The sequence below is a fragment of the Edwardsiella ictaluri ATCC 33202 genome, from assembly GCF_000264785.1.
In the GTDB taxonomy this organism is placed as follows: Bacteria; Pseudomonadota; Gammaproteobacteria; order Enterobacterales; family Enterobacteriaceae; genus Edwardsiella; species Edwardsiella ictaluri.
The window spans coordinates 39,662-63,938 of the sequence record NZ_AFJI01000053.1 but is presented as its reverse complement, the minus strand read 5'-3'; the positions used below and the strand labels follow the sequence as shown (position 1 = coordinate 63,938).

The 24,277-nt window shown below is 60.0% G+C and carries 19 protein-coding genes, 5 tRNA genes and 1 pseudogene; 21 read left to right on the top strand and 4 right to left on the bottom strand.

All coding sequences use genetic code 11. From position 1 onward, the window contains the following. Positions 1 to 158: 158 nt before the first annotated feature. Genes nagB through nagC form a run of 3 tightly spaced genes read left to right on the top strand, consistent with a single transcriptional unit; the run spans position 159 to position 3,388 of the window. Positions 159 to 959: a glucosamine-6-phosphate deaminase gene (gene nagB, locus EIEH_RS07330; RefSeq protein WP_015872163.1), complete on the top strand. Its 801-nt coding sequence runs from the start codon at positions 159 to 161 to the stop codon at positions 957 to 959. A 22-nt stretch (positions 960 to 981) separates the two neighbouring features. After that, positions 982 to 2,136 (top strand): N-acetylglucosamine-6-phosphate deacetylase, encoded by a 1,155-nt coding sequence (gene nagA / locus EIEH_RS07325; RefSeq protein ID WP_015872164.1) that lies wholly within the window; start codon positions 982 to 984, stop codon positions 2,134 to 2,136. 25 nt (positions 2,137 to 2,161) lie between these two features. Then, positions 2,162 to 3,388 carry a DNA-binding transcriptional regulator NagC gene (nagC, locus tag EIEH_RS07320; protein ID WP_015872165.1) on the top strand — a complete coding sequence of 409 codons (1,227 nt, stop codon included), beginning with the start codon at positions 2,162 to 2,164 and terminating at the stop codon, positions 3,386 to 3,388. A gap of 19 nt (positions 3,389 to 3,407) precedes the next feature. Here the strand turns inward: nagC and EIEH_RS07315 are convergent, their stop codons facing one another. Then, positions 3,408 to 4,175 carry a serine-tRNA(Ala) deacylase AlaX gene (locus EIEH_RS07315; RefSeq protein ID WP_015872166.1) on the bottom strand — a complete coding sequence of 256 codons (768 nt, stop codon included), beginning with the start codon at positions 4,173 to 4,175 and terminating at the stop codon, positions 3,408 to 3,410. A 175-nt stretch (positions 4,176 to 4,350) separates the two neighbouring features. Here EIEH_RS07315 and EIEH_RS07310 point away from each other — a divergent pair, with 175 nt between their 5' ends. The 7 genes from EIEH_RS07310 (at position 4,351) to EIEH_RS07280 (ending at position 7,740) form a co-directional block, all read left to right on the top strand. Next, entirely contained in the window at positions 4,351 to 5,103 is a 753-nt protein-coding gene (locus EIEH_RS07310) for an HAD-IIA family hydrolase (RefSeq protein ID WP_015872167.1), read from the top strand. A 225-nt stretch (positions 5,104 to 5,328) separates the two neighbouring features. Next, positions 5,329 to 6,990 (top strand): asparagine synthase B, encoded by a 1,662-nt coding sequence (gene asnB / locus EIEH_RS07305; RefSeq protein ID WP_015872168.1) that lies wholly within the window; start codon positions 5,329 to 5,331, stop codon positions 6,988 to 6,990. A gap of 227 nt (positions 6,991 to 7,217) precedes the next feature. After that, positions 7,218 to 7,294: transfer RNA gene (locus EIEH_RS07300), tRNA-Met, on the top strand. Between the two features lie 19 nt (positions 7,295 to 7,313). Next, positions 7,314 to 7,398, top strand: a tRNA-Leu gene (locus tag EIEH_RS07295). A 22-nt stretch (positions 7,399 to 7,420) separates the two neighbouring features. Beyond that, positions 7,421 to 7,495, top strand: a tRNA-Gln gene (locus tag EIEH_RS07290). 39 nt (positions 7,496 to 7,534) lie between these two features. Next, a tRNA-Gln gene (locus tag EIEH_RS07285) sits at positions 7,535 to 7,610 on the top strand. A 55-nt stretch (positions 7,611 to 7,665) separates the two neighbouring features. Further along, positions 7,666 to 7,740, top strand: a tRNA-Gln gene (locus tag EIEH_RS07280). A 100-nt stretch (positions 7,741 to 7,840) separates the two neighbouring features. On the opposite strand, the gene ubiF is transcribed toward EIEH_RS07280, so the two are convergent. Beyond that, positions 7,841 to 9,016, bottom strand: a complete 1,176-nt coding sequence (gene ubiF / locus EIEH_RS07275; protein WP_015872170.1) for a 3-demethoxyubiquinol 3-hydroxylase — start codon at positions 9,014 to 9,016, stop codon at positions 7,841 to 7,843. A 197-nt stretch (positions 9,017 to 9,213) separates the two neighbouring features. Here ubiF and miaB point away from each other — a divergent pair, with 197 nt between their 5' ends. Then, entirely contained in the window at positions 9,214 to 10,638 is a 1,425-nt protein-coding gene (gene miaB / locus EIEH_RS07270) for a tRNA (N6-isopentenyl adenosine(37)-C2)-methylthiotransferase MiaB (protein WP_015872171.1), read from the top strand. 51 nt (positions 10,639 to 10,689) lie between these two features. On the opposite strand, the gene EIEH_RS07265 is transcribed toward miaB, so the two are convergent. Next, on the bottom strand, positions 10,690 to 12,264 hold the full coding sequence (locus tag EIEH_RS07265) for an AbgT family transporter (RefSeq protein ID WP_015872172.1): 1,575 nt from the start codon (positions 12,262 to 12,264) through the stop codon (positions 10,690 to 10,692). A gap of 320 nt (positions 12,265 to 12,584) precedes the next feature. On the opposite strand from EIEH_RS07265, the gene EIEH_RS07260 reads away from it, so the two are divergent. The 9 genes and pseudogenes from EIEH_RS07260 to EIEH_RS17535 form a co-directional block, all read left to right on the top strand. After that, positions 12,585 to 13,640 (top strand): PhoH family protein, encoded by a 1,056-nt coding sequence (locus EIEH_RS07260; RefSeq protein ID WP_015872173.1) that lies wholly within the window; start codon positions 12,585 to 12,587, stop codon positions 13,638 to 13,640. Continuing rightward, a complete protein-coding gene (gene ybeY / locus EIEH_RS07255; RefSeq protein WP_015872174.1) occupies positions 13,637 to 14,110 on the top strand; it encodes an rRNA maturation RNase YbeY in 474 nt (157 codons plus the stop codon). Before EIEH_RS07260 ends, ybeY begins: the two co-directional genes overlap by 4 nt. Positions 14,111 to 14,198: 88 nt before the next feature. Continuing rightward, positions 14,199 to 15,086, top strand: a complete 888-nt coding sequence (gene corC / locus EIEH_RS07250) for a CNNM family magnesium/cobalt transport protein CorC (protein ID WP_015872175.1) — start codon at positions 14,199 to 14,201, stop codon at positions 15,084 to 15,086. Positions 15,087 to 15,093: 7 nt separating this feature from the next. Continuing rightward, positions 15,094 to 16,623, top strand: a complete 1,530-nt coding sequence (gene lnt, locus EIEH_RS07245; RefSeq protein WP_015872176.1) for an apolipoprotein N-acyltransferase — start codon at positions 15,094 to 15,096, stop codon at positions 16,621 to 16,623. Between the two features lie 346 nt (positions 16,624 to 16,969). After that, positions 16,970 to 17,872, top strand: a complete 903-nt coding sequence (locus EIEH_RS07240; protein WP_015872177.1) for a glutamate/aspartate ABC transporter substrate-binding protein — start codon at positions 16,970 to 16,972, stop codon at positions 17,870 to 17,872. Positions 17,873 to 17,974: 102 nt separating this feature from the next. Then, a complete protein-coding gene (locus tag EIEH_RS07235; RefSeq protein WP_015872178.1) occupies positions 17,975 to 18,715 on the top strand; it encodes an amino acid ABC transporter permease in 741 nt (246 codons plus the stop codon). Continuing rightward, the gene (gltK, locus tag EIEH_RS07230; RefSeq protein WP_015872179.1) at positions 18,715 to 19,392 is read left to right on the top strand and encodes a glutamate/aspartate ABC transporter permease GltK; all 678 of its coding nucleotides are present in this window, start codon (positions 18,715 to 18,717) and stop codon (positions 19,390 to 19,392) included. The genes EIEH_RS07235 and gltK overlap by 1 nt, the downstream gene beginning before the upstream one ends. Next, entirely contained in the window at positions 19,389 to 20,114 is a 726-nt protein-coding gene (locus tag EIEH_RS07225) for an amino acid ABC transporter ATP-binding protein (RefSeq protein WP_015872180.1), read from the top strand. Before gltK ends, EIEH_RS07225 begins: the two co-directional genes overlap by 4 nt. 428 nt (positions 20,115 to 20,542) lie before the next feature. After that, a pseudogene (locus EIEH_RS17535) lies at positions 20,543 to 20,815 on the top strand (nucleoside hydrolase); the annotation flags it as partial. A 46-nt stretch (positions 20,816 to 20,861) separates the two neighbouring features. Here the strand turns inward: EIEH_RS17535 and EIEH_RS07220 are convergent. After that, on the bottom strand, positions 20,862 to 21,344 hold the full coding sequence (locus EIEH_RS07220; protein WP_015872183.1) for a zinc ribbon-containing protein: 483 nt from the start codon (positions 21,342 to 21,344) through the stop codon (positions 20,862 to 20,864). A gap of 343 nt (positions 21,345 to 21,687) precedes the next feature. On the opposite strand from EIEH_RS07220, the gene leuS reads away from it, so the two are divergent. Next, positions 21,688 to 24,270 carry a leucine--tRNA ligase gene (gene leuS, locus EIEH_RS07215; protein WP_015872184.1) on the top strand — a complete coding sequence of 861 codons (2,583 nt, stop codon included), beginning with the start codon at positions 21,688 to 21,690 and terminating at the stop codon, positions 24,268 to 24,270. The last annotated feature ends 7 nt before the right edge of the window (positions 24,271 to 24,277 follow it).

Genomic DNA, 24,277 nt, shown 5'->3' with positions numbered 1-24,277 from the left:
ATGTTGTCTTCAGGCTGGCTATCTATGAAAACTTATTTTATTATTCGAAAAATCAATCGGCGCGCCAGGCTCCTTAGCAGGAGAGCCGGGAGCCAATGGGTCATCACCGGCGCCGAACCCGTTTTTTGTTCAGTTTCCCGTTTTGTAAAAGGTGCCCTATGAGACTTATTCCTCTGCATAACGCGACCGACGTTGGCCTGTGGTCTGCCCGCCATATCGTTAAACGCATCAACGCGTTCAAACCTACTGCCGAGCGCCCGTTTGTTCTGGGTCTGCCGACCGGTAGCACCCCGCTGCAAACCTATAAGCGCCTGATCGAGATCTATCAGGCCGGTGAGGTGAGCTTCCGCCACGTCGTCACCTTTAATATGGATGAATACGTTGGCCTGGCAGAGTCACACCCAGAAAGCTATCACAGCTTTATGTATAATAATTTTTTCAACCATATTGATATTCATAAAGAAAATATCAATTTGTTAAATGGTAACGCACCGGACGTGGACGCCGAGTGCCGCCGCTACGAAGAGAAGATCAGCTCCTACGGCAAGATCAATCTGTTTATGGGCGGTGTCGGCAACGACGGACATATCGCCTTCAACGAACCGGCCTCTTCGCTGGCTTCACGTACCCGGATTAAGACACTGACCGAAGATACCCGTATCGCAAACTCCCGCTTCTTCAACGGTGACATCAGTCTGGTGCCGAAGTATGCGCTGACCGTCGGCGTGGGAACCCTGCTGGATGCGGAGGAGGTGATGATCCTGGTGACCGGCCACGCCAAATCCCTGGCACTGCAGGCTGCGGTCGAAGGCAGCGTCAACCATATGTGGACCATCAGCGCCCTGCAGCTGCATCCCAAGTCCGTGGTAGTCTGCGATCAGCCGGCAACCATGGAGCTGAAAGTTAAAACCGTTAACTATTTCCGCGAGCTCGAAGCGGAAAATATGAAAGATCTCTGATAATTACGTCCGGGGGAATGTGATGTACGCCTTAACTCACTGTCGGATTTATACCGGCCACGATATTCTTGACGACCATGCTGTGGTGATCGCCAATGGTTTAATTGAAAAAATCTGTCCCGAGTCTGCGCTCGCACCGGATATCACCACCCGCGATCTGGGCGGCGCCATCCTGGCCCCCGGTTTTATCGACGTTCAGCTCAACGGCTGCGGTGGCGTGCAGTTTAACGACAGCGAAGAGGCCGTCAGCGAGCAGACGCTGGAGATCATGCAGCGCACCAACGAGCGCGCCGGCTGCACCAGCTACCTGCCGACGCTGATCACCTGCAGCGACGCCATGATGCAGCGCGGCATTACGGTGATGCACTCCTATCTGCGCCGTCACCGTAACCAGGCGCTGGGCCTGCATATTGAAGGGCCCTATATCAGCCCGGAGAAAAAGGGTACCCACAATCCGCGCTATATCCGCCGCCCGGATCGCGCCATGCTTGACTTTATCTGCAGCCACGCCGAGGCCATCGTCAAGGTGACCATGGCGCCGGAGATGAGCGACGACGCGGCCATTCAACAGCTGCGCGCCGCCGGGATCGTGGTCTCCGCCGGCCACTCCAACGCCAGCTACCAGGAGGCACGCCGCGGCTTCGCCGCCGGAATGCGCTTTGCCACCCACCTCTACAATGCGATGCCGGCGATCAGTGGCCGCGCCCCGGGGCTGATGGGCGCCATCTTCGACACCCCAGAAGTGTATACCGGCATCATCGCCGACGGACACCACGTGGCCTGGCCGAACATCCGCATGGCGAAAAAGCTTAAGGGTGACCACCTGGTGCTGGTCACCGATGCCACCGCGCCGGCAGGTTCAAATATTGACAGCTTCATTTTCGCGGGGAAAACAGTATATTACCGCAATGGGCTGGTAGTGGATGAAAATGGTACACTGAGCGGATCGGCGCTGACCATGATCGGGGCGGTACAGAACAGCGTTGAACATGTCGGCATTGCACTGGATGAAGCACTGCGTATGGCCAGCCTCTATCCGGCGCGCGCCATCGGTGTCGCGCAGCGGCTGGGCAGCATCGAACCGGGTAAGGTCGCCAACCTGACGGCATTTACCCGCGACTTCCAGGTAACCACGACCATTGTTAACGGCGAAACCGTCTACCAGCGCGGCGGTTGAATGACAACACACAGGTGAGAGAGTGATGGCCACTGGCGGACAGGGACAAATTGGTAATGTCGATCTGGTAAAGCAGCTGAACAGCGCAGCGGTCTACCGCCTGATCGATCAGCAGGGACCGATCTCACGTATTCAGATTGCCGAATACAGCCAGCTGGCCCCCGCCAGCGTCACAAAAATCACCCGCCATCTGCTGGAGCGCGGGCTGATCAAAGAGGTCGATCAGCAGGCCTCCACCGGTGGGCGGCGCGCTATCTCCATCGTCACCGAGACGCGCCACTTCCAGGCTATTGCCATTCGGCTGGGCCGCTATGACGCCACCATCACCCTGTATGACCTCAGCGGCAAAGTGCTGGCAGAGACGCACTACCCGCTGCCGCAGCGTACCCAGGAGACCGTCGAGCACGCCCTGTTTCAGGCCATCGACCACTTTATAAACGATTACCAGCGCAAGATCCGCGAGCTTATTGCCATCGCCCTGATGCTGCCCGGCCTGGTCGATCCGGAGCTCGGGATCGTCCGCTACATGCCGCACATCACCGTCAGCGACTGGCCGCTGGTTGAACGTCTGCAGGCGCGCTTCCGCCTGGCCTGCTTTATCGGTCACGATATCCGCAGCCTGGCGCTGGCTGAACACTACTTCGGCGCCAGCCGTGACTGCCGGGATTCGATCCTGGTGCGGCTGCACCGCGGCACCGGTGCCGGGATCATCGTGGATGAGAATATCTTTCTCGGCAGCAACGGCAACGTCGGTGAGATTGGCCATATCCAGATAGATCCGCTGGGAGAACGCTGCCACTGTGGTAACTTTGGCTGTCTGGAGACCGTGGCGGCCAATGCGGCTATCGAACAACATACCCGCCGCCTGCTGGAGCAGGGCTACCCCAGCAGCCTGACGGTTGACAACTGTACCATCAACACGATTTGTCGGGCCGCCAACCGCGGCGATCCCTTGGCCGTAGAGGTGATTGCACGGGTGGGTCACTACCTGGGGCGCGCCATCGCCATCACCATCAACCTGTTCAACCCACAGAAGGTCATCATCGCCGGCGAGATAACCGAAGCGGACAAGATCCTGCTGCCGGCCATTCAGCGCTGCATCCAGACCCAGGCACTGAAGGAGTTCCGCCACAATCTGCCGGTGGTCACCTCTGAACTGAGCCACCGCTCCGCCATCGGCGCCTTTGCACTGGTCAAGCGCGCCATGCTGAACGGTGTGCTGCTACAGCGTCTGCTGGAGCATCACAACTGAGTCGCACACGGCGCTTCTGTTATACCAAGGGCTGCAGCGCAATAGAGATCCGGCAGCGCTTGCGGCCGGTGTTCTTTTTATGGAAAAAGATCGCCGCATCGCTGATTTCGGCCAGCGCCTGCACATGGGTGCCACCACATGGAATGATGGTCTCACCATAGTTCCAGTAAAAGAGTGTGTCCGTCTCCGGCGCCGGTTCAATCCACATCGGGCTACCCTGCGCCAGCATTTCGCGGGTATAGGACTGTATGGCGGAAAAATCATCATCGCTCAGCTTTTTATCCAGCGAGAACACCGCTTTTTGCGCATCGATGATACACCCCTTGACGCTGGCACTGGCGCTGAAGTGGCGGCTAAAGGCAGAAAACAGAAAGTGCGCCAGCGTATGGTGACGCATGATGGCATAGCGTCGTGACCAGTTGATCTGCATGATCACGCGGTCGCCGGGCTGTAGATTCGGTGCATAGGCCAGGCGGTGCACGATCCGCGTCTCTACGTCCACCAACGGTACGTTAACCCCCTCACGCTTGATATACAGCCTGTGTCCCAGCTTATGCTGCACATCAACCACCGGACAAGGCGCCCCCCCCACGACGGCGCGGATTGACCCGACGTCGCAAACCTGCCCCCCTGACTCGGCGTAGAAGATCGTCCTGTCGAACACCGCCAGGTCGTTTTCAAGGTACAGCAGCGTGGCCTCCAGGGTGGTCAGGTAAGACTCCTGATTATATATCCGCTGCGTCGCCGGCTGCGCGTAGACGCGGTCATAGTGAAATTCCATATTCATCCTCAATGTATCCCGATCAGGGTATCCCCGTCCGTCCCTCTGACGCTAACGCCACGACCGGTGATCGCCTCCCTGATTGCCATCATCCGACCCTGCGGGCGGGCGCGAAGCAGGCGATAATACGCTCAGCCGTGGTATAGTCTTTAACTGCATTATCAACGAGAAGCTCCAAGATATGACAATAAAAAGCGTTATTTGCGATATCGACGGCGTCCTGATGCACGATAATACGCCGGTTCCCGGCGCCCGTGAGTTTTTACAGCGACTGCAGCAGCGGGAGATGCCGCTGGTGATCCTGACCAACTACCCCTCACAGACCGGGCAGGATCTGGCCAACCGTTTTGCCTCCGCCGGCATCGACATCCCTGAGCAGGTGTTCTATACCTCCGCCATGGCCACCGCTGATTTCCTCAGGCGACAGGAGGGCAAGAAAGCCTACGTCATCGGCGAGGGGGCACTGATCCACGAGCTGTACAAGGCCGGTTTCACCATTACCGACATCAACCCGGACTTCGTGATCGTTGGCGAGACCCGCTCCTATAACTGGGAGATGATCCACAAGGCGGCCTACTTCGTCGCCCATGGCGCGCGCTTTATCGCCACCAACCCCGACTCCCACGGCCGCGGCTTCTTTCCCGCCTGCGGCGCCCTGTGCGCACCGATTGAACTGATCGCCGGGCGTTCACCCTTTTTTGTCGGCAAACCCAGCCCGTGGATTATCCGCGCCGCGCTGAACAAGATGCAGGCCCATTCGGAAAACACGGTGATCGTCGGCGATAACCTGAAAACCGATATTCTGGCCGGCTTTCAGGCGGGGCTGGAGACCATCCTGGTGCTCTCCGGCGTCTCCACCCTGGAGGACGTGGACACCATGCCCTTCCGCCCCAGCTATATTTACCCCTCCGTGGCCGACATCGATATCCTGTAATTCCCCTGCCAGGCGGCCTGGCCGCCTTTTTTAGATCTTTTTTAAAAAAATTGCGATTTTGTTATTGTTTCTCTAAAGATAGATGCAGGGAAAAAAATTTTTACCCATTCAGCGCAAACTGCTTGATTTACGTTCAGCTGACGGTGCATGTTGATATCATACGCAGCGCCGCAAGGGCGCCGTACCGTCGCAATCTGATACCGTCAATGCCGTAGGGGAAACGCTATGTGTTCGATCTTTGGAGTGCTCGACCTGAAAACCGACCCACAGGCGCTGCGCAAAACAGCGCTGGAGATGTCCCGCCTGATGCGCCACCGCGGCCCGGACTGGTCCGGCATCTATGCCGGTGAAAACGCCATTCTGGCCCACGAGCGCCTGTCTATCGTCGACGTCAACACCGGCGCCCAGCCGCTGTATAACGCACAGCGCACCCATGTTCTCGCGGTCAACGGCGAAATTTACAACCACCAGGCGCTGCGCGAGCGCCTCGGCGATCGCTATGCGTTTCAGACCGGCTCCGACTGTGAGGTGATCCTGGCGCTGTACCAGGAGTATGGTCCGGACTTCCTCGACCAGCTACGCGGCATGTTTGCCTTTATTCTGTATGACGCCGAACGGGATGCCTATCTGATCGGCCGCGATCACCTGGGGATCATCCCGCTGTACATGGGACACGATGAACACGGCAATCTATTTGTCGCCTCAGAGATGAAGGCGCTGGTGCCGGTATGTCGGACGCTGCGCGAATTCCCGGCCGGCAGTGCCCTGTGGAGCCGCGACGGCGAAATCCGCCGCTACTACAGGCGCGACTGGTTTGACTACGCCGCCGTCGAACATAACCCTACCGACGCTGACGTGCTGCGCTGTGCGCTGGAAGAGTCAGTCAAAAGCCATCTGATGTCTGACGTGCCCTACGGCGTACTGCTCTCCGGCGGGCTGGACTCTTCGATTATCTCTGCCATCACCAAGAAGTTCGCCGCTCGCCGCGTCGAGGACGGCGAGCGCAGCGCCGCCTGGTGGCCACAGCTGCACTCCTTTGCCATCGGCCTACAGGGCGCGCCGGATCTGAAGGCGGCTCAAGAGGTCGCCAACCATCTCGGCACGGTACACCATGAGATCCACTTCACCGAGCAGGAGGGAATGGACGCCATCCGCGACGTGATTTATCACATCGAAACCTACGACGTCACCACCATCCGCGCCTCGACACCGATGTACCTAATGGCGCGCAAGATCAAGGCGATGGGGATCAAGATGGTGCTCTCCGGCGAAGGTGCCGATGAGGTGTTCGGCGGCTACCTCTATTTCCATAAGGCGCCCAACGCCAAAGAGTTTCATGACGAGACGGTGCGCAAACTGCTGGCGCTGCACATGTATGACTGCGCGCGCGCCAACAAGGCGATGGCCGCCTGGGGCGTCGAAGCCCGGGTACCGTTCCTCGATAAGACATTTCTCGACGTGGCCATGCGCCTCAACCCGCGCGACAAGATGTGCGGCAACGGACGCATCGAAAAGCAGCTGCTGCGCGAATGTTTCGAATCCTATCTGCCGGCCAGCATCGCCTGGCGTCAGAAAGAGCAGTTCTCCGACGGCGTTGGCTACAGCTGGATAGACTCGCTGAAAGCCGCCGCCGCCGCCCAGGTCAGCGACCAGACGCTGGCCAATGCCCGCTTCCGTTTTCCCTACAACACGCCAACCAGCAAGGAGGCCTACCTGTACCGCGATATCTTTGAGCAGCTGTTCCCGCTGCCGAGTGCCGCAGAGTGCGTCCCCGGCGGCCCCTCCGTCGCGTGCTCCTCCGCCAAGGCCATCGAGTGGGACGAATCCCTGCGTAAAATGGACGACCCTTCCGGCCGCGCCGTCGGCGTACACAAGTCCGCCTATTAACTCCTGCGGCGTGGCGTCTCCCCTGCGGGTTCGCCGCGCCGACTCCCTCTGCCATGCCGGTGTTAGCCTACTTTTCACCGAGTTTTGCTGCTTTTCACGCCGACCTGTATAATCAATCGGCAAACGTGCACGACGATAGCGTTTCTGCTAAAAAAGGGGTTGACGCTTCCCCCCCATATCCGCATAATGCGCCCCGCAACGCCGATGAAGGCTAGCGAATAAAGAACGGCTACGTAGCTCAGCTGGTTAGAGCACATCACTCATAATGATGGGGTCACAGGTTCGAATCCCGTCGTAGCCACCACTCTTTATTACGCAAGTAGGCGGGAGTGGCGAAATTGGTAGACGCACCAGATTTAGGTTCTGGCGCCGCAAGGTGTACGAGTTCAAGTCTCGTCTCCCGCACCATTTCAACCCGGCTTGCGTCGGATGGGGTATCGCCAAGCGGTAAGGCAGCGGGTTTTGATCCCGCCATTCCCAGGTTCGAATCCTGGTACCCCAGCCATATTTTACTGTCTCGATGGAGACTGGATACAGTCCCTGATGGGGTATCGCCAAGCGGTAAGGCAGCGGGTTTTGATCCCGCCATCCCCAGGTTCGAATCCTCGGTACCCCAGCCAAATTCATTCGGTTCGCCACGGCGGGCCGGCGCATCGAAAGATGCCACCCAACAATTGGGGTATCGCCAAGCGGTAAGGCAGCGGATTCTGATTCCGCCATCCCGAGGTTCGAATCCTCGTACCCCAGCCAATAAGAGAGCTCACCTTCGGGTGGGCTTTTTTTTGCCTGCCGTTTGCCAACGCCTTTGACAGCGCGGCGCGCCACACGACGCACCGCCCATCGCCATCGCCTACAGCCCGATAGCGTAGCGCAGCGCGCGTGCCTTGAGCCCACCGGCGCGCTCCGCCGCCATTAGCCCCAGATTGCGCAGCAGCATCAGCGGCGGTAGACGGTTGCTGAAGGCGCCGTACAAGAGGTCCATCCCGCTCTGCATCAGCAGGTTGTCGCCCAGGCGACGGCGCTGATAACGCTGCAGCACCGCCTGCGTCTGCCACGCCTCACCGCACGCTGCCGCTGCCGGTACCACCTCCAGCAGCGCCGATACGTCACGGTAGCCCAGATTAACCCCCTGCCCGGCGAGCGGGTTAATGGTGTGCGCCGCATCGCCCAGCAGCAGCAGTCCCTCATCTACGTAACGTTGCGCGTGGCGCCGGATCAGCGGAAACGCCGCCGCGGCCACCGCCTGCACCGGCCCCAGGCGTGCGGGAAACGTACGCAGGATCGCCTCATTCAACTGCGCCAGCGACATCGCCAGCAGCTGGCGGATACGCGCCGGGCTGTCATACCACACCAGCGAGCCCCAGCCGGGCCACAGGGGAAGAAAGGCCCGCGGACCGTCAGGGGTAAACTGTTGCCAGGTGACATCCTGCGGCGCCAACGGTGTCCTGACGCTGATCAGCATGCAGTCGTGGCGGTACTGCCAGCCGTGGACACCGATACCGGCCTGACTGCGTACCCGGGACTCAGCGCCATCCGCCGCGATGACCAACCCGGCATACAGCCCTTCACCGTTATCCAACGCCAGCTGCCAGCCCTGCCCATCGCGTCGCAGTTGACGCAGCGACGCCCCGGTATATAACGTAACGCCTTCGCAGGCCTCCAGCGCCTGCCACAGCGCGCGCTGCAGCACCCGGTTCTCCAGCATAAAGCCCAGGCATGGCAGGCCGAGCGTCTCGGCACGAAATGAGACCGTTGACGATGCCCATTCCCAGGTCTCCAGCCCGCGGTAGGGCACCGCGCGCATCGCCCGCACCGCCGGCCACACCCCGAGCCGCTCCAGCAGGCGCACGCTGGCCATGCTGATGGCGGAGATGCGCAGATCGGGATCGCTGTCCGGTACAAACGATGGCGGCGGGCTGTTTTCCAGCACAGTCACCCGCAGACCGGCCTGCGCCAGCCCCAGAGCCGCCGCCGCACCCACCATCCCACCGCCGACCACCACAATACCGCCAGCTTCCTGAACCATGCCCTCTCCCCTGTCGCCGCACGTTTTGCGCTAGTGTAACGGATTTCCGCTCCCTTGCCCCCTGCTATCTGACTGGTCACGACAGCGCCAAGCGATTACAATAGCCGCCCTGCCGCGGACGCAACGGTCACCGCCGGCACGGCGCCTGAGGGCGTCTGCGCGTCCCTGATCCACCTGCACTGAGCAATGGCAAGTCGATGACAAAAAAACTGCATATTAAAACCTGGGGCTGTCAGATGAATGAGTATGACTCATCCAAGATAGCCGATCTGCTGGGCAGCACGCATGGCCTTGAGCTGACGGATAATGCCGAGGACGCCGATGTCCTGCTGCTGAATACCTGTTCGATCCGTGAAAAGGCGCAGGAAAAAGTGTTCCATCAGCTTGGCCGCTGGAAGATGCTCAAAGAGGCCAAGCCGGATCTGATCATCGGCGTCGGCGGCTGCGTCGCCTCCCAGGAGGGTGAGCATATCCGCGAGCGCGCCAGCTTTGTCGACATCATCTTTGGCCCGCAGACACTGCACCGCCTGCCGGAGATGATCGACAGCGCGCGCAGCAGCCACGGCCCGGTGGTTGACGTCAGCTTCCCGGAGATCGAAAAGTTCGACCGCCTGCCGGAGCCGCGCGCCGACGGCGCCACCGCCTTTGTCTCCATCATGGAGGGCTGCAACAAATACTGTACCTACTGCGTGGTGCCCTACACCCGCGGCGCCGAGGTCAGCCGCCCGTGCGACGACGTGCTGTTTGAAATCGCCCAGCTGGCCGCCCAGGGCGTACGCGAGGTCAACCTGCTGGGGCAGAACGTCAACGCCTACCGCGGTGCCACCTTCGATGGCGGTATCTGCTCCTTTGCCGAGCTGCTGCGCCTGGTGGCCGCCATTGACGGCATCGACCGTATCCGCTTCACCACCAGCCATCCAATAGAGTTCAGCGACGACATCGTGGCCGTCTATGAGGATACGCCGGAGCTGGTCAGCTTCCTGCACCTGCCGGTGCAGAGCGGATCCGACCGCATCCTCAACCTGATGAAGCGCACCCATACCGCGCTGGAGTACAAGGCGATCATCCGTAAACTGCGCAGGGCGCGCCCGGATATTCAGATAAGCTCCGACTTTATCGTCGGCTTCCCCGGTGAGACCCAGCAGGACTTCGAACAGACCATGCAGCTGATCGCCGAGGTGGACTTCGACATGAGCTACAGCTTTATCTTTTCCGCCCGCCCGGGTACCCCGGCTGCCGATATGCTGGACGACGTGGCGGAAGAGGAGAAAAAGCAGCGTCTGTACATTCTGCAGGAGCGTATCAACCAGCAGGCCATGCGCTACAGCCGCCACATGCTGGGCACGGTACAGCGCATTCTGGTCGAGGGCACCTCGCGCAAAAACGTGATGGAGCTTTCCGGCCGCACCGAAAACAACCGGGTGGTCAACTTTGCCGGCCAGCCGGAGATGATCGGGCGCTTCGTCGACGTTGAGATCACCGGGGTACTGCCCAACTCCCTGCGCGGCGTGGTGGTACGCAGTGAAGATGAGATGGGGCTACGCATCAGCGAGTCGCCGCAGTCGGTGATCGCCCGCACCCGCAAAGAGGACGATCTGGGCGTCGGCAGCTACCAGCCGTAAACCGCCCGCATCACGACGCCCGGTCCAGGCCGGGCGTTTTATTTGATGCGCTTAGCCCGCCGCGGGATAGACATACCCCCCCTGAACGCCCAACGGTATCCCGAGCCACCACATCGCCAGCAGCAGTACCGTCCACGCCAACGCCATCAGCAGCGAGTAGGGCAACATCAGCGCGGCCAACGAACCGATCCCCGCCGACGAGACATACTTACGGCAGTAGACCACCACCAGCGGGAAAAACCCCATCAGTGGCGTAATAATGTTGGAGGTGGAGTCCCCGATACGATAGGCGGCCTGTGCCAGCTCCGGCGACAACTGTACCGCCATCAGCATCGGCACCAGGATCGGGCTGAGCAGCGCCCATTTGGCTGAGGCGGATCCCAGCAATAGGTTAACCAGAAAGACCAGGATCACGACACCGATCACCGTCCCGGCGCCCGGCACACTCAGGGCTTTCAAGCCAGCGGCGCCCGCCAGCGCCAGCAGCGTGCCCAGATTCGAAGCATTAAAGATAGCGATAAACTGCGCAGCAAAAAAGACCACCACCAGATAGTAGCCCATGGTGCGCATATTTTCGGTCATCGCCTCGATCACCTGCCTGGCCTGAGTGAAACGTCCGCTGAGGAAGCCATACAGGGTGCCGGGAATGATAAACAGGATAAAGATCAACGGCACGATAGATTGGATCGCCGGCGACTGTGAGCTGCTCAATACCCCCTCAGGGCTCCGAAACGGCGAGTCGGCTGGATACATCAACGCCGCCAGAAGCAGCAGCATCAGTACCATCACACCCAGCGCATAGCCAAACGCCCGATTCTCCCGCGGCGTAAAGGTACTGAGCACGCTGTTTTCTTGATCATCCTGCGGCACATCCAGGGGCTGGCTGTGCAGGCGGGGTTCGATAAACCGATCCGTCACCAGCCATACCAGCAGGATCACCATCAGCGAAGAGATGCAGGTAAAAAAGAAATTGCACAGCACATTCACCGAATAGTCCGGCGCCAGCAGGCGCGCCGCCGCCTCGCTGAACCCGGCCAGCAGCGCATCGTTTCCGGTGGGAATAAAGCTGGCAGAGTAGCCGCCGGACACCCCGGCGAAGGCAGCGCAGATCCCCGCCAATGGATGACGCCCGACACGCTGAAACACCACGCCGGCCAGCGGGATCACCAGCACATAGCCCACGTCGGCTGCCACATGGCTGATCAGTGCCACCAGCACCACCATCGGCGTCAGCAGTCGTGCAGGGGTGATCCGCACCAGCTTTTTCACCGCCGCGTCGATAAAACCGGCGCGATCGGCGACCCCGACCCCGAGCAGCGCCACCAGTACGATGCCCAGCGGCGGAAACGCGGTAAAGGATTGGGTCATCTTGCTGAGGAAATCCACCAGCGCCGTCAGGGTCATCATATTGACTATCTGTACCGCCTCGCCGCTGCGGGGATTGATAAAGTCAAAGGAAACCTGCGACAGCGCCGCCGACAACAACAGCTGTAGGGCCATCAAGTAGATAAACAGCAGCGCCGGATCCGGTACCCGGTTTCCCAGGCGCTCGACAGCGCCGAGAAAGCGTGCCACTCCCCCGTGAGTTGCCCCTACCGGGGCGGGCGTTTTTTGAGGTGAAGCCATTGTCTGTACCCTCCATGTCTGCGTCATAGCGGGCCATGGTACCAGTCGCCACCGGCGTTTTTTTTGCGCTGCCACTCAGTTAAAAAAACGTTAAATAATATATATTGGTGATATATTAATAAAATAAAATATAATAATTACATTACATTAAGATAAATAGGCCTATTCTCCTGCCACGCTGGCGCAATACGCGAAGATTGGCAATTACTACCCAGTGGCATGTATGATGTGAATAATTGCTGTATACCGCGTGGCCATCGTATGGCCCGTATCCCCGCGCCGTGGGCGGCGCAATCCACACACTAATCCAGAGGATTGATTTGAACGTCACAACCGAAGAACTCTTGCTTGAACCCGCTGACAATCAGCGGCTGAACAGTCTGTGCGGCCCGTTTGATGGCAATATCAAACTGCTCGAACGCCGCCTGGGGATCGAAATCAATCACCGTGACAATCACTTTACGCTGGTCGGACGGACGCCCTGTGTGCGCGCCGCCGTGGATATTCTCAAGCACCTGTATGTGGATACCGCACCGGTGCGTGGCCAGACAGGCGATATCGACCCCGAGCAGATCCATCTGGCCCTCAGGGAGAGTAAGGTGCTGGAGCAGGCCGCCGAGCACGTACCGGACTACGGCAAAGCGGTCCACATCAAGACCAAGCGCGGGCTGATCAAGCCGCGCACCCCCAATCAGGCGCAGTACATCGCCAATATTCTCGACCACGATATCACCTTCGGCATCGGCCCGGCCGGTACCGGCAAGACCTATCTTGCCGTCGCCGCCGCCGTGGATGCCCTGGAGCGTCAGGAGATCCGCCGCATCCTGCTGACGCGTCCGGCGGTAGAGGCCGGTGAGAAACTGGGCTTCCTGCCGGGCGATCTCAGCCAAAAGGTCGACCCTTACCTGCGTCCGCTGTACGATGCGCTGTTTGAAATGCTCGGCTTCGAGCGGGTAGAGAAGCTGATGGAGCGTAACGTCATCGAAGTGGCGCCGCTGGCCTATATGCGCGGGCGTACCCTGAACGATGCCTTTATCATTCTGGATGAGAGCCAGAACACCACCATCGAACAGATGAAGATGTTCCTCACCCGCATCGGCTTTAACTCTAAAGCGGTTATCACCGGCGACATTACCCAGATAGATCTGCCGCGCAACCAAAAGTCCGGCCTGCGCCACGCCATTGAGGTCTTGTCAGCTGTAGACGAGATAAGCTTCAACTTCTTCCACAGTGAAGACGTGGTGCGCCATCCGGTGGTCGCCCGCGTGGTGATGGCCTATGAAGCGTGGGAAGCGGCAGAGCAACAACGTAAAGAGGCCCTGGCCGCCGAGCGCAAGCACGAGGCACAGGCCGCCCAGACACAGGAACAACCATGAGCAATATTATTCTCGACCTGCAGCTGGCCTGCGCAGATCTTCAGGGACTGCCTGCTGAAGGCGACTTTCTGCGCTGGCTGGAAGCCGTCCTGCCGCGTTTTCGCGATGAAGCCGAGGTGACCATTCGCCTGGTGGATGAGGCTGAAAGCCACGAGCTTAACCTCACCTACCGCGGCAAGGATCGCCCGACCAACGTGCTCTCTTTCCCGTTTGAAGCCCCGCCGGGCATCGAGCTGCCGCTGCTCGGCGACATGGTGATCTGTCGCCAGGTGGTAGAGCGCGAGGCGCAGGAGCAGAACATCTCGCAACTCTCACATTGGGCGCATATGGTTGTGCATGGCTCGCTTCATCTGCTAGGGTATGACCACATCAGCGATGAAGAAGCTGAAGAAATGGAATCTCTGGAAGCCGAAATCATGCAGGTGTTGGGTTACCCCGACCCCTATGCGGCAGAAAAAGAGTCCGACTGAACGACCCCCCGGGGTCACGTTTGCGGTGGCCGCTGCACAGCGCCACCGTTAAGATTGACCAGACTAAGAGTAACCATACATATACGCTATGAGCGACGACCATTCTCAGAATAGCGACAACCCCAGTCCCCATAAGAAAGGCTTCTTTTCCCTTTTGCTCAACCAACTGTTTCACGGTGAACCCAAGAACCGCAGCGATCTGGTGGAGCTTATCCGCGACTCCGAGCAGAACGATCTTATTGACCCCGATACCCGCGATATGCTGGAAGGGGTGATGGACATCGCCGAACAGCGCGTACGCGATATCATGATCCCACGCAGCCAGATGGTTACCCTGAAACGTAACCAGACCCTGGACGAATGTCTGGATGTGATCATTGAGTCAGCCCACTCACGCTTTCCTGTGATCAGTGAGGACAAAGATCATATTGAAGGCGTGCTGATGGCCAAAGATCTGCTGCCCTTTATGCGCAGCGATGCCGAACCGTTCAGCATCGATAAGGTGCTGCGCCAGGCCGTGGTCGTGCCGGAAAGCAAGCGCGTTGACCGCATGCTCAAAGAGTTCCGCTCCCAGCGCTACCATATGGCCATCGTTATCGACGAATTCGGCAGCGTCTCCGGACTGGTCACTATTGAAGATATTCTGGAGCTGATCGTCGGCGAGATCGACGATGAGTACGATGAGGTGGAGGATCGCGACGTGCGCCAGATCAGCCGCCATCTCTACACCGTTCGTGCGCTGACCCAGATCGAGGATTTCAACGACATCTTTGGCACCCGCTTCAATGATGACGAGGTCGATACCATCGGCGGCCTGGTGATGCAGGCCTTCGGCCATCTTCCGGCGCGTGGAGAGAGCACCGACATCGACGGTTACCTGTTTAAGGTCGCCATGGCCGACAGTCGACGTATCATACAGGTTCATGTCAAAATTCCGGATGCATCACCTCAACCGCAACTGGACCTGGAACCCTGAATAACCGATGACCATCGCCGCTTTACTGCAACGCCAGCGGGTACGCGCCCCGCTGGCGCTGATAACCGGTGCCTGTGGCACCCTGGCCTTTTCGCCCTACGATTTTTGGCCCGCCGCGCTCATCTCTTTGTGTGGCCTGCTGGCCGTCACCCTCAACCGAACCTCCCGCCAGGCCATGCTGCTGGGCTTTCTGTGGGGGCTTGGACTGTTCGGCAGCGGCGTCAACTGGGTTTATGTCAGCATTGAACAGTTTGGCGGTATGCCGACGCCGGTCAGTGTATCGCTGGTCGTGCTGCTGGCGGCCTACCTGGCGCTCTACCCGCTGCTGTTCTGCGCCGTTCTTAACCGCCTGTGGCCACGGACGACCGTCTGGCGTCTGGTCATTGCCGCCCCGGCGCTGTGGCAGGCCACGGAGTTCCTGCGCGGCTGGGTGCTGACCGGCTTCCCCTGGCTGCAGTTCGGCTACAGCCAGCTCAACGGTCCGCTGAAGGGCATTGCCCCGCTGGCCGGCGTGGATACCATCACCTATCTTCTGGTTATCATCAGCGGCCTGCTGGTGCTGGCGGTAGCCCGGCGTCGCCCCCTGGCATCCCTGCTGGCCCTGGTGCTGCTGTGCGCACCCTGGCCGCTGCGCCAGATACACTGGTATCAAAGCCTGCCACAAAAAGCGGTCAATGTGGCCATGGTACAGGGCGATATCGCCCAGTCGATGAAGTGGGATCCCAACGCACTGATCGCCTCGCTGCAGACCTACCTGGAGGCGACCCGCCCCTACCTGGGTAAAGCGCCCATCATCATCTGGCCCGAATCGGCCATCGCCGATACCGAAGCCAACGAACAACCGTTTTTAACCATGATGGACCGTCTGCTGCGCGCCCACCACAGCAGCCTGATCACCGGACTGGTCGATGAGCGCCCGGGGTCGAACGGCATGCGTTTTTATAACTCGGTGATCGTTCTGGGCGGCGAGACACCTTACCAGTACCCGGCGCGCCAACGCTACAGCAAACACCATCTGGTGCCGTTTGGTGAGTTCGTACCAATGGAAGACCTGCTGCGACCGCTGGCGCCCTTCTTCAACCTGCCGATGTCCGCCTTCAGCCGCGGCAGCTACGTGCAGCCTGCGCTGCGGGTTCAGGGATACGATCTAACCACCGCAATCTGCTATGAGATCGTACTGGGCGAACAGGTGCGGGCCAACTTCCGCCCGAATACCGACTTCCTGCTTACCGTCTCCAACGACGCCTGGTTCGGCCACTCTATCGGCCCGTGGCAACACTTCCAGATGGCGCGTATGCGGGCCCTGGAACTGGGACGGCCGCTGCTGCGGGCCACCAACAACGGCATCACCGCTGCCGTGGACGCCTCCGGTAACGTCATTGCCCACCTGCCGCAGTTTACCCGCAGTGTGCTGGAGGTGAACGTCACCCCGACCCGCGGCGAGACGCCCTATGCCCGCCTGGGCAGCATACCGCTGTGGCTGCTGAGTGCGCTAATGGGCGCGCTGGCGCTGATCTACGCCCTGCGCCGCCGCTGAGACCCGCCCTCCCCGAGTGCAGCCTTCGGGCTGCACTCGCTCACCGTTGGCACAATGCTTGCAGTCCTTTCCCCTGCGATGCGCCTCCGCAGGGCTTTCTCCCCTCGCAGTCCAAGGCGTTGCACCGCGACAGCGCATCTTCACGCACACAGGCTGTGCAAACGCCATGTTGTGCCATAAAACGGTGCGTCTTTGATCTCATTTTAAAAACATATGGATATCATTTTATTTACATTAAGCTATGTTTTCTCCATGACGCCGCGCCTTCGCCCGGATCATGCCTGATGAAAATAACATATAAAACATAAATATAAACACAACACACCCACATCGGAAGGAGCAATGCATGCGTAAGTCTGTGTTATCACTAGTTCTTCTGGGTCTATCTTTCCCCCTGTTTGCTACCACGCAGGGCGCTGCCGACGGCTCGCCGACCCTGCAAAAAATCAAAGACAGCGGCGTTATCGTAGTCGGCCACCGCGAATCTTCTGTCCCCTTCTCCTACTATGACAACCAGCAGCGGGTGGTCGGCTACTCCCAGGACTATGCCAACGCCATCGTCGATGCGGTGAAAAAACAGCTCAATCTGCCGACGCTGCAGGTGAAGCTGTTACCGATCACCTCCCAAAACCGTATCCCGCTGCTGCAAAATGGCACCTATGACGTAGAGTGCGGCTCCACTACCCATAACGCCGAACGCCAGCAGCAGGTTGCCTTCTCCAACACCCTGTTTATCGTCGGTACCCGTCTGCTGACGGCCAGGGAGAGCGGAGTACATGATTTTCGCGATCTGGCCGGTAAACCGGTAGTGGTCACCTCCGGCACCACGTCAGAAATCATGCTCAACCGCATGAACGAGAAGGATGGCATGCAGATGCGCATCATCAGCGCCAAGGATCACGGCGACGCCTTCCGTACTCTGGAGAGCGGGAGAGCGGTGGCCTTCATGATGGACGACGCGCTGCTGGCGGGAGAGCGCGCCAAGGCCAAACAGCCTGAGCGCTGGGTTATCGTCGGTACCCCGCAGTCCTATGAGGCCTACGGCTGTATGCTGCGCCGGGACGATCCGGCCTTTAAAAAGCTGGCCGACGACACCATCGCCCATGTGCAGACCTCCGGACAGGCCGCTGACGGATATCGGCGCTGGTTCGAACAGCCCATTCCACCGAAGAACATGAACCTGCAGTTCACCCTCTCCGATGAGATGAAAGCGCTGTTCGCCGCCCCCAACGACCGCATCGCCGAATAATCAGCCCGGCCTCAGGCCATCGCGCGGACCCCCCGTCCGCGCGATGGCGCGCGCATCTGCGGCGCCCCCGAGCGACGGGGGGCCGGCTAACCGGAGTCACCTATGTCTATCGATTGGAACTGGGGCATCTTTCTGCAACCGGCCCCTTTTGGCGGCACCACTTACCTGGGCTGGATCTGGTCCGGCATGCAGGTCACCATCGCCCTGTCGCTCGCTGCCTGGGTTATCGCCTTTGTACTCGGCTCCCTGCTGGGCATATTGCGGACCCTGCCCAGCCGTCCGCTGGCCATGATTGGCGCGATCTATGTCGAGCTGTTCCGCAATGTTCCGCTGATCGTGCAGTTTTTTACCTGGTATCTGGTGGTGCCGGAGCTGCTGCCGACCGACTGGGGCAACTGGTTTAAAGGGGAGCTTGACCCGTCCATCCAATTTTTTGTCTCCTCGCTGCTCTGTCTCGGTCTGTTTACCGCCGCCCGGATCTGCGAACAGGTACGCGCCGCCATTCAGTCTCTGCCGGCCGGACAGCGGAGCGCCGGGCTGGCCATGGGCTTCACCCTGCCACAGACCTACCGCTATGTTCTGCTGCCCAACGCCTATCGGGTCATTGTGCCGCCGCTGACCTCTGAAATGCTCAATCTGGTGAAGAACTCCGCCATCGCCTCCACCATTGGCCTGATGGATATGGCCGCACAGGCCGGCAAGTTGCTGGACTATTCGGCACACGCCTATGAATCGTTTACCGCTATCACGCTGGCCTACATCGCCATCAATGCCCTGCTAATGCTGGGCATGCATCTGCTGGAACGGCATCTGCAATTGCCTGGCAGTATGAGGAGCCATTAATGTACGCATTTGACTGGAGTTCCATTGTCCCCAGCCTGCCCTACCTGCTGGATGGGTTGGTTATCACGCTGAAGATAACGCTGACAGCGGTGGTAGTCGGCATTCTATGGGGAACCCTGCTGGCCGTAATGCGGCTGTCACGCTGGAAACCCCTCGCCTGGCTGGCGGCCCTGTATGTCAATCTGTTCCGCTCGGTACCGCTGGTGATGGTGCTGCTGTGGTTCTATCTGGTGGTACCCAGCCTGCTACAGCGCTTTCTCGGCCTGTCGCCGCAAAGCGATATCCGTCTTATCTCGGCGATGGTGGCCTTTGCGCTGTTCGAAGCCGCCTACTACTCGGAGATTATCCGCGCCGGTATCAAGAGCGTTGCGCGCGGACAGAACGCCGCCGCACTGGCGCTGGGCATGACTCCCTGGCAATCCATGTATCTGGTCATCCTGCCACAGGCGTTCCGCGCCATGGTGCCGCTGCTGCTGACGCAGGGTATCGTGCTGTTTCAGGACACCTCATTGGTGTACGTTTTGAGTCTGGCGGACTTCTTCCGTACCGCCTCCACCATCGGCGAGCGCGATGGCACCCAGCTGGAAATGATCCTGTTTGCCGGCGCCGTCTACTTCATCATCAGCCTCAGCGCCTCGCTGCTGGTCGGCCATCTCAAGAAAAGGAGTACCTTATGATCTCCCTGCAACAGGTCAGTAAATGGTATGGGCAGTTTCAGGTGCTGAACGACTGCAGCACCCACGTCGACAAAGGCGAGGTGGTGGTGGTTTGCGGTCCCTCCGGCTCCGGCAAGTCGACGCTTATCAAGACCGTCAATGGGCTGGAGGCTATCCAGCAGGGGCAAATCAATGTCAACGGTACGCCCGTACACGATAAGCGTACCGATCTGGCGCGCCTGCGATCGCGGGTCGGCATGGTGTTTCAGCACTTTGAGCTGTTTCCGCACCTCTCTATCCTCGACAATCTGACCCTGGCCCAGGTCAAGGTACTGGGGCGCGCCTCACCATTGGCGGTCAGCAAGGGGCAGGCGCTGCTGGAGCGCGTCGGTCTGTCGGCACATGCCGCCAAATTTCCGGCGCAGCTCTCCGGCGGCCAGCAACAGCGCGTCGCCATAGCCCGGGCGCTATGCATGGATCCCGTAGCGATGCTGTTTGACGAGCCGACCTCCGCACTCGACCCAGAGATGATCAATGAGGTACTGGACGTGATGGTCTCCCTGGCAAGAGAAGGGATGACCATGATGGTGGTCACCCATGAGATGGGGTTTGCCCGTAAGGTCGCCAACCGGGTGATCTTTATGGATGAGGGGCGCATTATTGAGGATCGTGAAAAAGACGCCTTCTTCAGCCAGCCCCACTCGGCGCGGGCGCGCGATTTTCTGGCCAAGATCATCCATTAAGGCGTGTGTAACTGTATGCAACGTCGACGCTGAGCCAAAAGCGCGTCATCAAGGCGCAGGGCGCAGGACATGGTGGGCCAATGGTCAACGCCGAAAACGCAGAGTACGCGCTGCTGGCACGCGTCCCGTAGGGCTGGGGCCATTTTCGCCCAGTACTGCGTTACTCACGGTGCATTTGAGCCCACCAAACCTCGCCGCCCACCGGCGGCAGGGGTACACCCCGCCTCACGCTTTACCGTCCGGCGGCTGTTCGCCTGCCCCGCACAGGGGTATGGTGCCAGGATGAATCCGTCAATTCCCTGGAGCGTTTCATGGCGTTACCCCTGATCATCGACTGCGACCCCGGCCACGACGATGCCATCGCCCTGATCCTGGCGCACCTCCAGCCCCGGGCTGGAGGTGCGCGCCATCACCGTCAGAAGAGATAGGGCTTGCAAGGAGCGCCGCTGCACGCCCCCTGCACCATCGCCTGACTGCTGCGCCCGCAGATCTTTACCAGCGTAGAACGCTGGGTGGGAGTGGAAACCCGCGGACGCTATACCACCGGAATGACGGTAGTGGATGCCTACGTCCTGAGCGGCAACGCCCCCAATGCCACCGTGCTGCTGGACGTCGATCGCCAGGCCTTTGTCGATCTGCTGGCTGAACGGATCGCCACCTATGGCGACATGACAGAGGAGCTCCCCGGCGAGCGCCGGTGATCGTCCCCGCGGGGAAATGCGCCCGCCGCCCACGGCGGGCGAACCCTCAGGGGCGGAAGGGGCGGCGGTGAAACTGATCGTGGCCGCAGCGCGGACAGCGCGGCAGAATCTCCGGGGTATACACATCCAGGTTAAAGTGGCACTTCTCGCACACCAGATGCCCCAGACCGACCACCTCGCCGCTGTGATAAACGCCGTGGTGGTTCACATCCTGCAGCATCTCGCGCCACTCCAGCTGGGTTTTGTCGGTAATATCGGCCAGCTCCTGCCACAGACTCTCCTTGATAACACGCATAAACACGCTGTCTTCCATCTCATCACGACTATCCTGATAGGCGCGGGCAAACTCCTCCAGATCGCGGTGCATCGCCTGACGGATCTGCGCAATGTCGGCCTCGCTCAGATCGCTGGCGTGGCGGAGCTGCTGCTCCGCGCTCTCCAGCAGCGCATCGATATCGCGCTCCCCCTTCTCCAGGCGTTCAGTCAACGCCGCCAGCCACTGCTGATAATAGTGTGTTACCTTACTCATCTCCTACCTCCGTTCAGCACCGCGTCAGAACATCTCCGGCCGGCCCCCTGCGGTGGCCCGCGTGAAAACTGCGTACAGCGTATATCAGGACGGTCGGGATCCCGTTCACCGCGCGGGCAAGCGACACCACCGTTATATTTTAGCCGTAATTCATTGACAGACTGTGATCTTCACGTAGCGTATGTAACAAAACGGTACCAAGGGTAAGTCGACGGGGGAAAGAATTCACCGTCGGCGCGCTCTGCGGTTGTTGCCCGCGACGCTTATCGGCTATCCTATGCCGATCACCATCACATATCAGGCTACAGGTGTAGCTGTCTTACTAACAGGACTTCCAGCTGCCATGCAAGAGCAATATCGTCCAGAGGACATTGAATCCCACGTCCAGCGCCATTGGGATGAACAGAAAACCTTCCAGGTCACCGAAGATGCCGGTAAGGAGAAATACTATTGCCTCTCCATGCTGCCGTATCCCTCCGGCCGTCTGCATATGGGCCACGTCCGTAACTACACCATCGGTGATGTGATCTCCCGCTACCAGCGCATGCTGGGCAAAAATGTGCTGCAGCCTATCGGCTGGGACGCCTTCGGCCTGCCGGCAGAAGGCGCGGCGGTGAAGAACAACACTGCGCCGGCCCCCTGGACCTATGCCAACATCGATTATATGAAGAACCAGCTGAAGCTGCTGGGCTTCGGCTACGACTGGAGCCGCGAAATCGCCACCTGTAAGCCGGACTACTACCGCTGGGAGCAGTGGTTCTTCACCAAGCTTTATGAAAAGGGCCTGGTCTATAAGAAGACCTCAGCGGTCAACTGGTGCCCGAACGATCAGACCGTACTGGCCAACGAGCAGGTCATCGACGGCTGCTGCTGGCGCTGCGACTCCAAGGTCGAGCGCAAAGAGATCCCGCAGTGGTTTATCAAGATCACCGACTACGCCGATCAGCTGCTCAACGACCTCGACAGGCTGGAAGAGTGGCCGGAGCAGGTGAAAACCATGCAGCGCAACTGGATCGGTCGTTCTGAAGGGGTAGAGATCACCTTCCACGTCGCCGATCGCGATGATACCTTTGCCGTCTACACCACCCGCCCGGACACCTTCATGGGCGTCAGCTACCTGGCCATCGCCGCCGCACACCCGCTGGCCCAGCAAGCCGCCACCGGCAATCCGGCACTGACGCAGTTCATCGACGAGTGCAAAAACACCAAGGTTGCCGAGGCCGACATGGCGACCATGGAGAAGAAAGGCATGGCCACCGGCCTGTACGCCATCCACCCGCTCAACGGTGAGCGTCTGCCTATCTGGGTCGCCAACTTTGTGCTGATGGACTACGGCACCGGCGCGGTGATGTCCGTTCCGGCCCACGACCAGCGCGACTGGGAGTTCGCCACCAGATATGACCTGCCGATGAAGCCGGTGATCCTGACCGCCGACGGTCAGGCCCCGGACATCCGCGCCGCCGCCATGACCGACAAGGGCGTGCTGTTCAATTCCGGCGAATTTGACGGTCTCGACTTCAGCGCCGCCTTCGACGCCGTCGCCAACCGCCTGATCGCCGCCGGCGTCGGCGAGCGCAAGGTCAACTACCGCCTGCGCGACTGGGGGGTTTCCCGCCAGCGCTACTGGGGTGCACCGATCCCAATGATGACCCTGGAAGACGGCAGCGTGATCCCGACGCCGGAAGAGCAGCTGCCGGTGATCCTGCCGGAGGACGTGGTCATGAACGGCATCACCAGCCCGATCAAGGCCGATCCGTCCTGGGCGAAGACCACCGTTAACGGTCAGCCGGCGCTGCGCGAAACCGACACCTTCGACACCTTCATGGAGTCCTCCTGGTACTACGCGCGCTACACCTGCCCACAGTTCGATCAGGGGATGTTGGATCCGCAGGCCGCCAACTACTGGCTGCCGGTCGATCAGTACGTCGGCGGCATCGAACACGCCATCATGCACCTGATGTATTTCCGCTTCTTCCACAAGCTGATGCGTGACGCAGGTCTGGTGGACTCCGACGAGCCTGCCAAGCGCCTGCTGTGCCAGGGCATGGTGCTGGCGGACGCCTTCTACTACACCGGCACCAACGGCGAGCGTAACTGGGTCTCTCCGGTGGATGTCACCGTAGAGCGCGATGACAAGGGCCGCATTACCCAGGCGACCGATCGCGACGGCCGCGAGCTGGTCTACGCCGGGATGAGCAAGATGTCCAAGTCGAAGAACAACGGCATCGACCCGCAGGTGATGGTGGAGCGCTACGGCGCCGACACCGTACGCCTGTTCATGATGTTCGCCTCCCCGGCGGAAATGACCCTGGAGTGGCAGGAGTCCGGCGTTGAGGGGGCCAACCGCTTCCTGAAGCGCGTCTGGAAACTGGCGTTCGACCACCAGCAGAAAGGGCTGGCCTCCGCGCTCGACCTGACAGCACTGAACGATGACCAGAAAGCCCTGCGCCGCGATCTGCACAAGACCATCGCCAAGGTGAGCGACGATATTGGCCGCCGCCAGACCTTTAACACCGCCATCGCCGCCGTGATGGAGCTGATGAATAAGCTGACCCGCGCCCCGCAGGAGAGCGAACAGGATCGCGCCCTGATGCAGGAAGCCCTGCTGGCCGTGGTACGCATGCTGTATCCGTTTACCCCGCACGTCTGCTTCACCCTGTGGCGCGCGCTGGGCGGCGCCGGTGACATCGACACCGCGCCATGGCCGGTCGCCGATGACGCGGCGATGGTCGAAGACAGCAAGCTGATCGTGGTGCAGGTCAACGGCAAGGTGCGCGGTAAGATCACCGTTGCCGCCGACGCCAGCGAGGAGCAGGTGCGCGCACTGGCGGCCCAGGAGCCGCTGGTCGCCAAGTACCTCGACGGAGTCACCGTACGCAAGGTGATCTTTGTGCCGGGCAAACTGCTCAACCTGGTTGTCGGGTGAGCCTAGG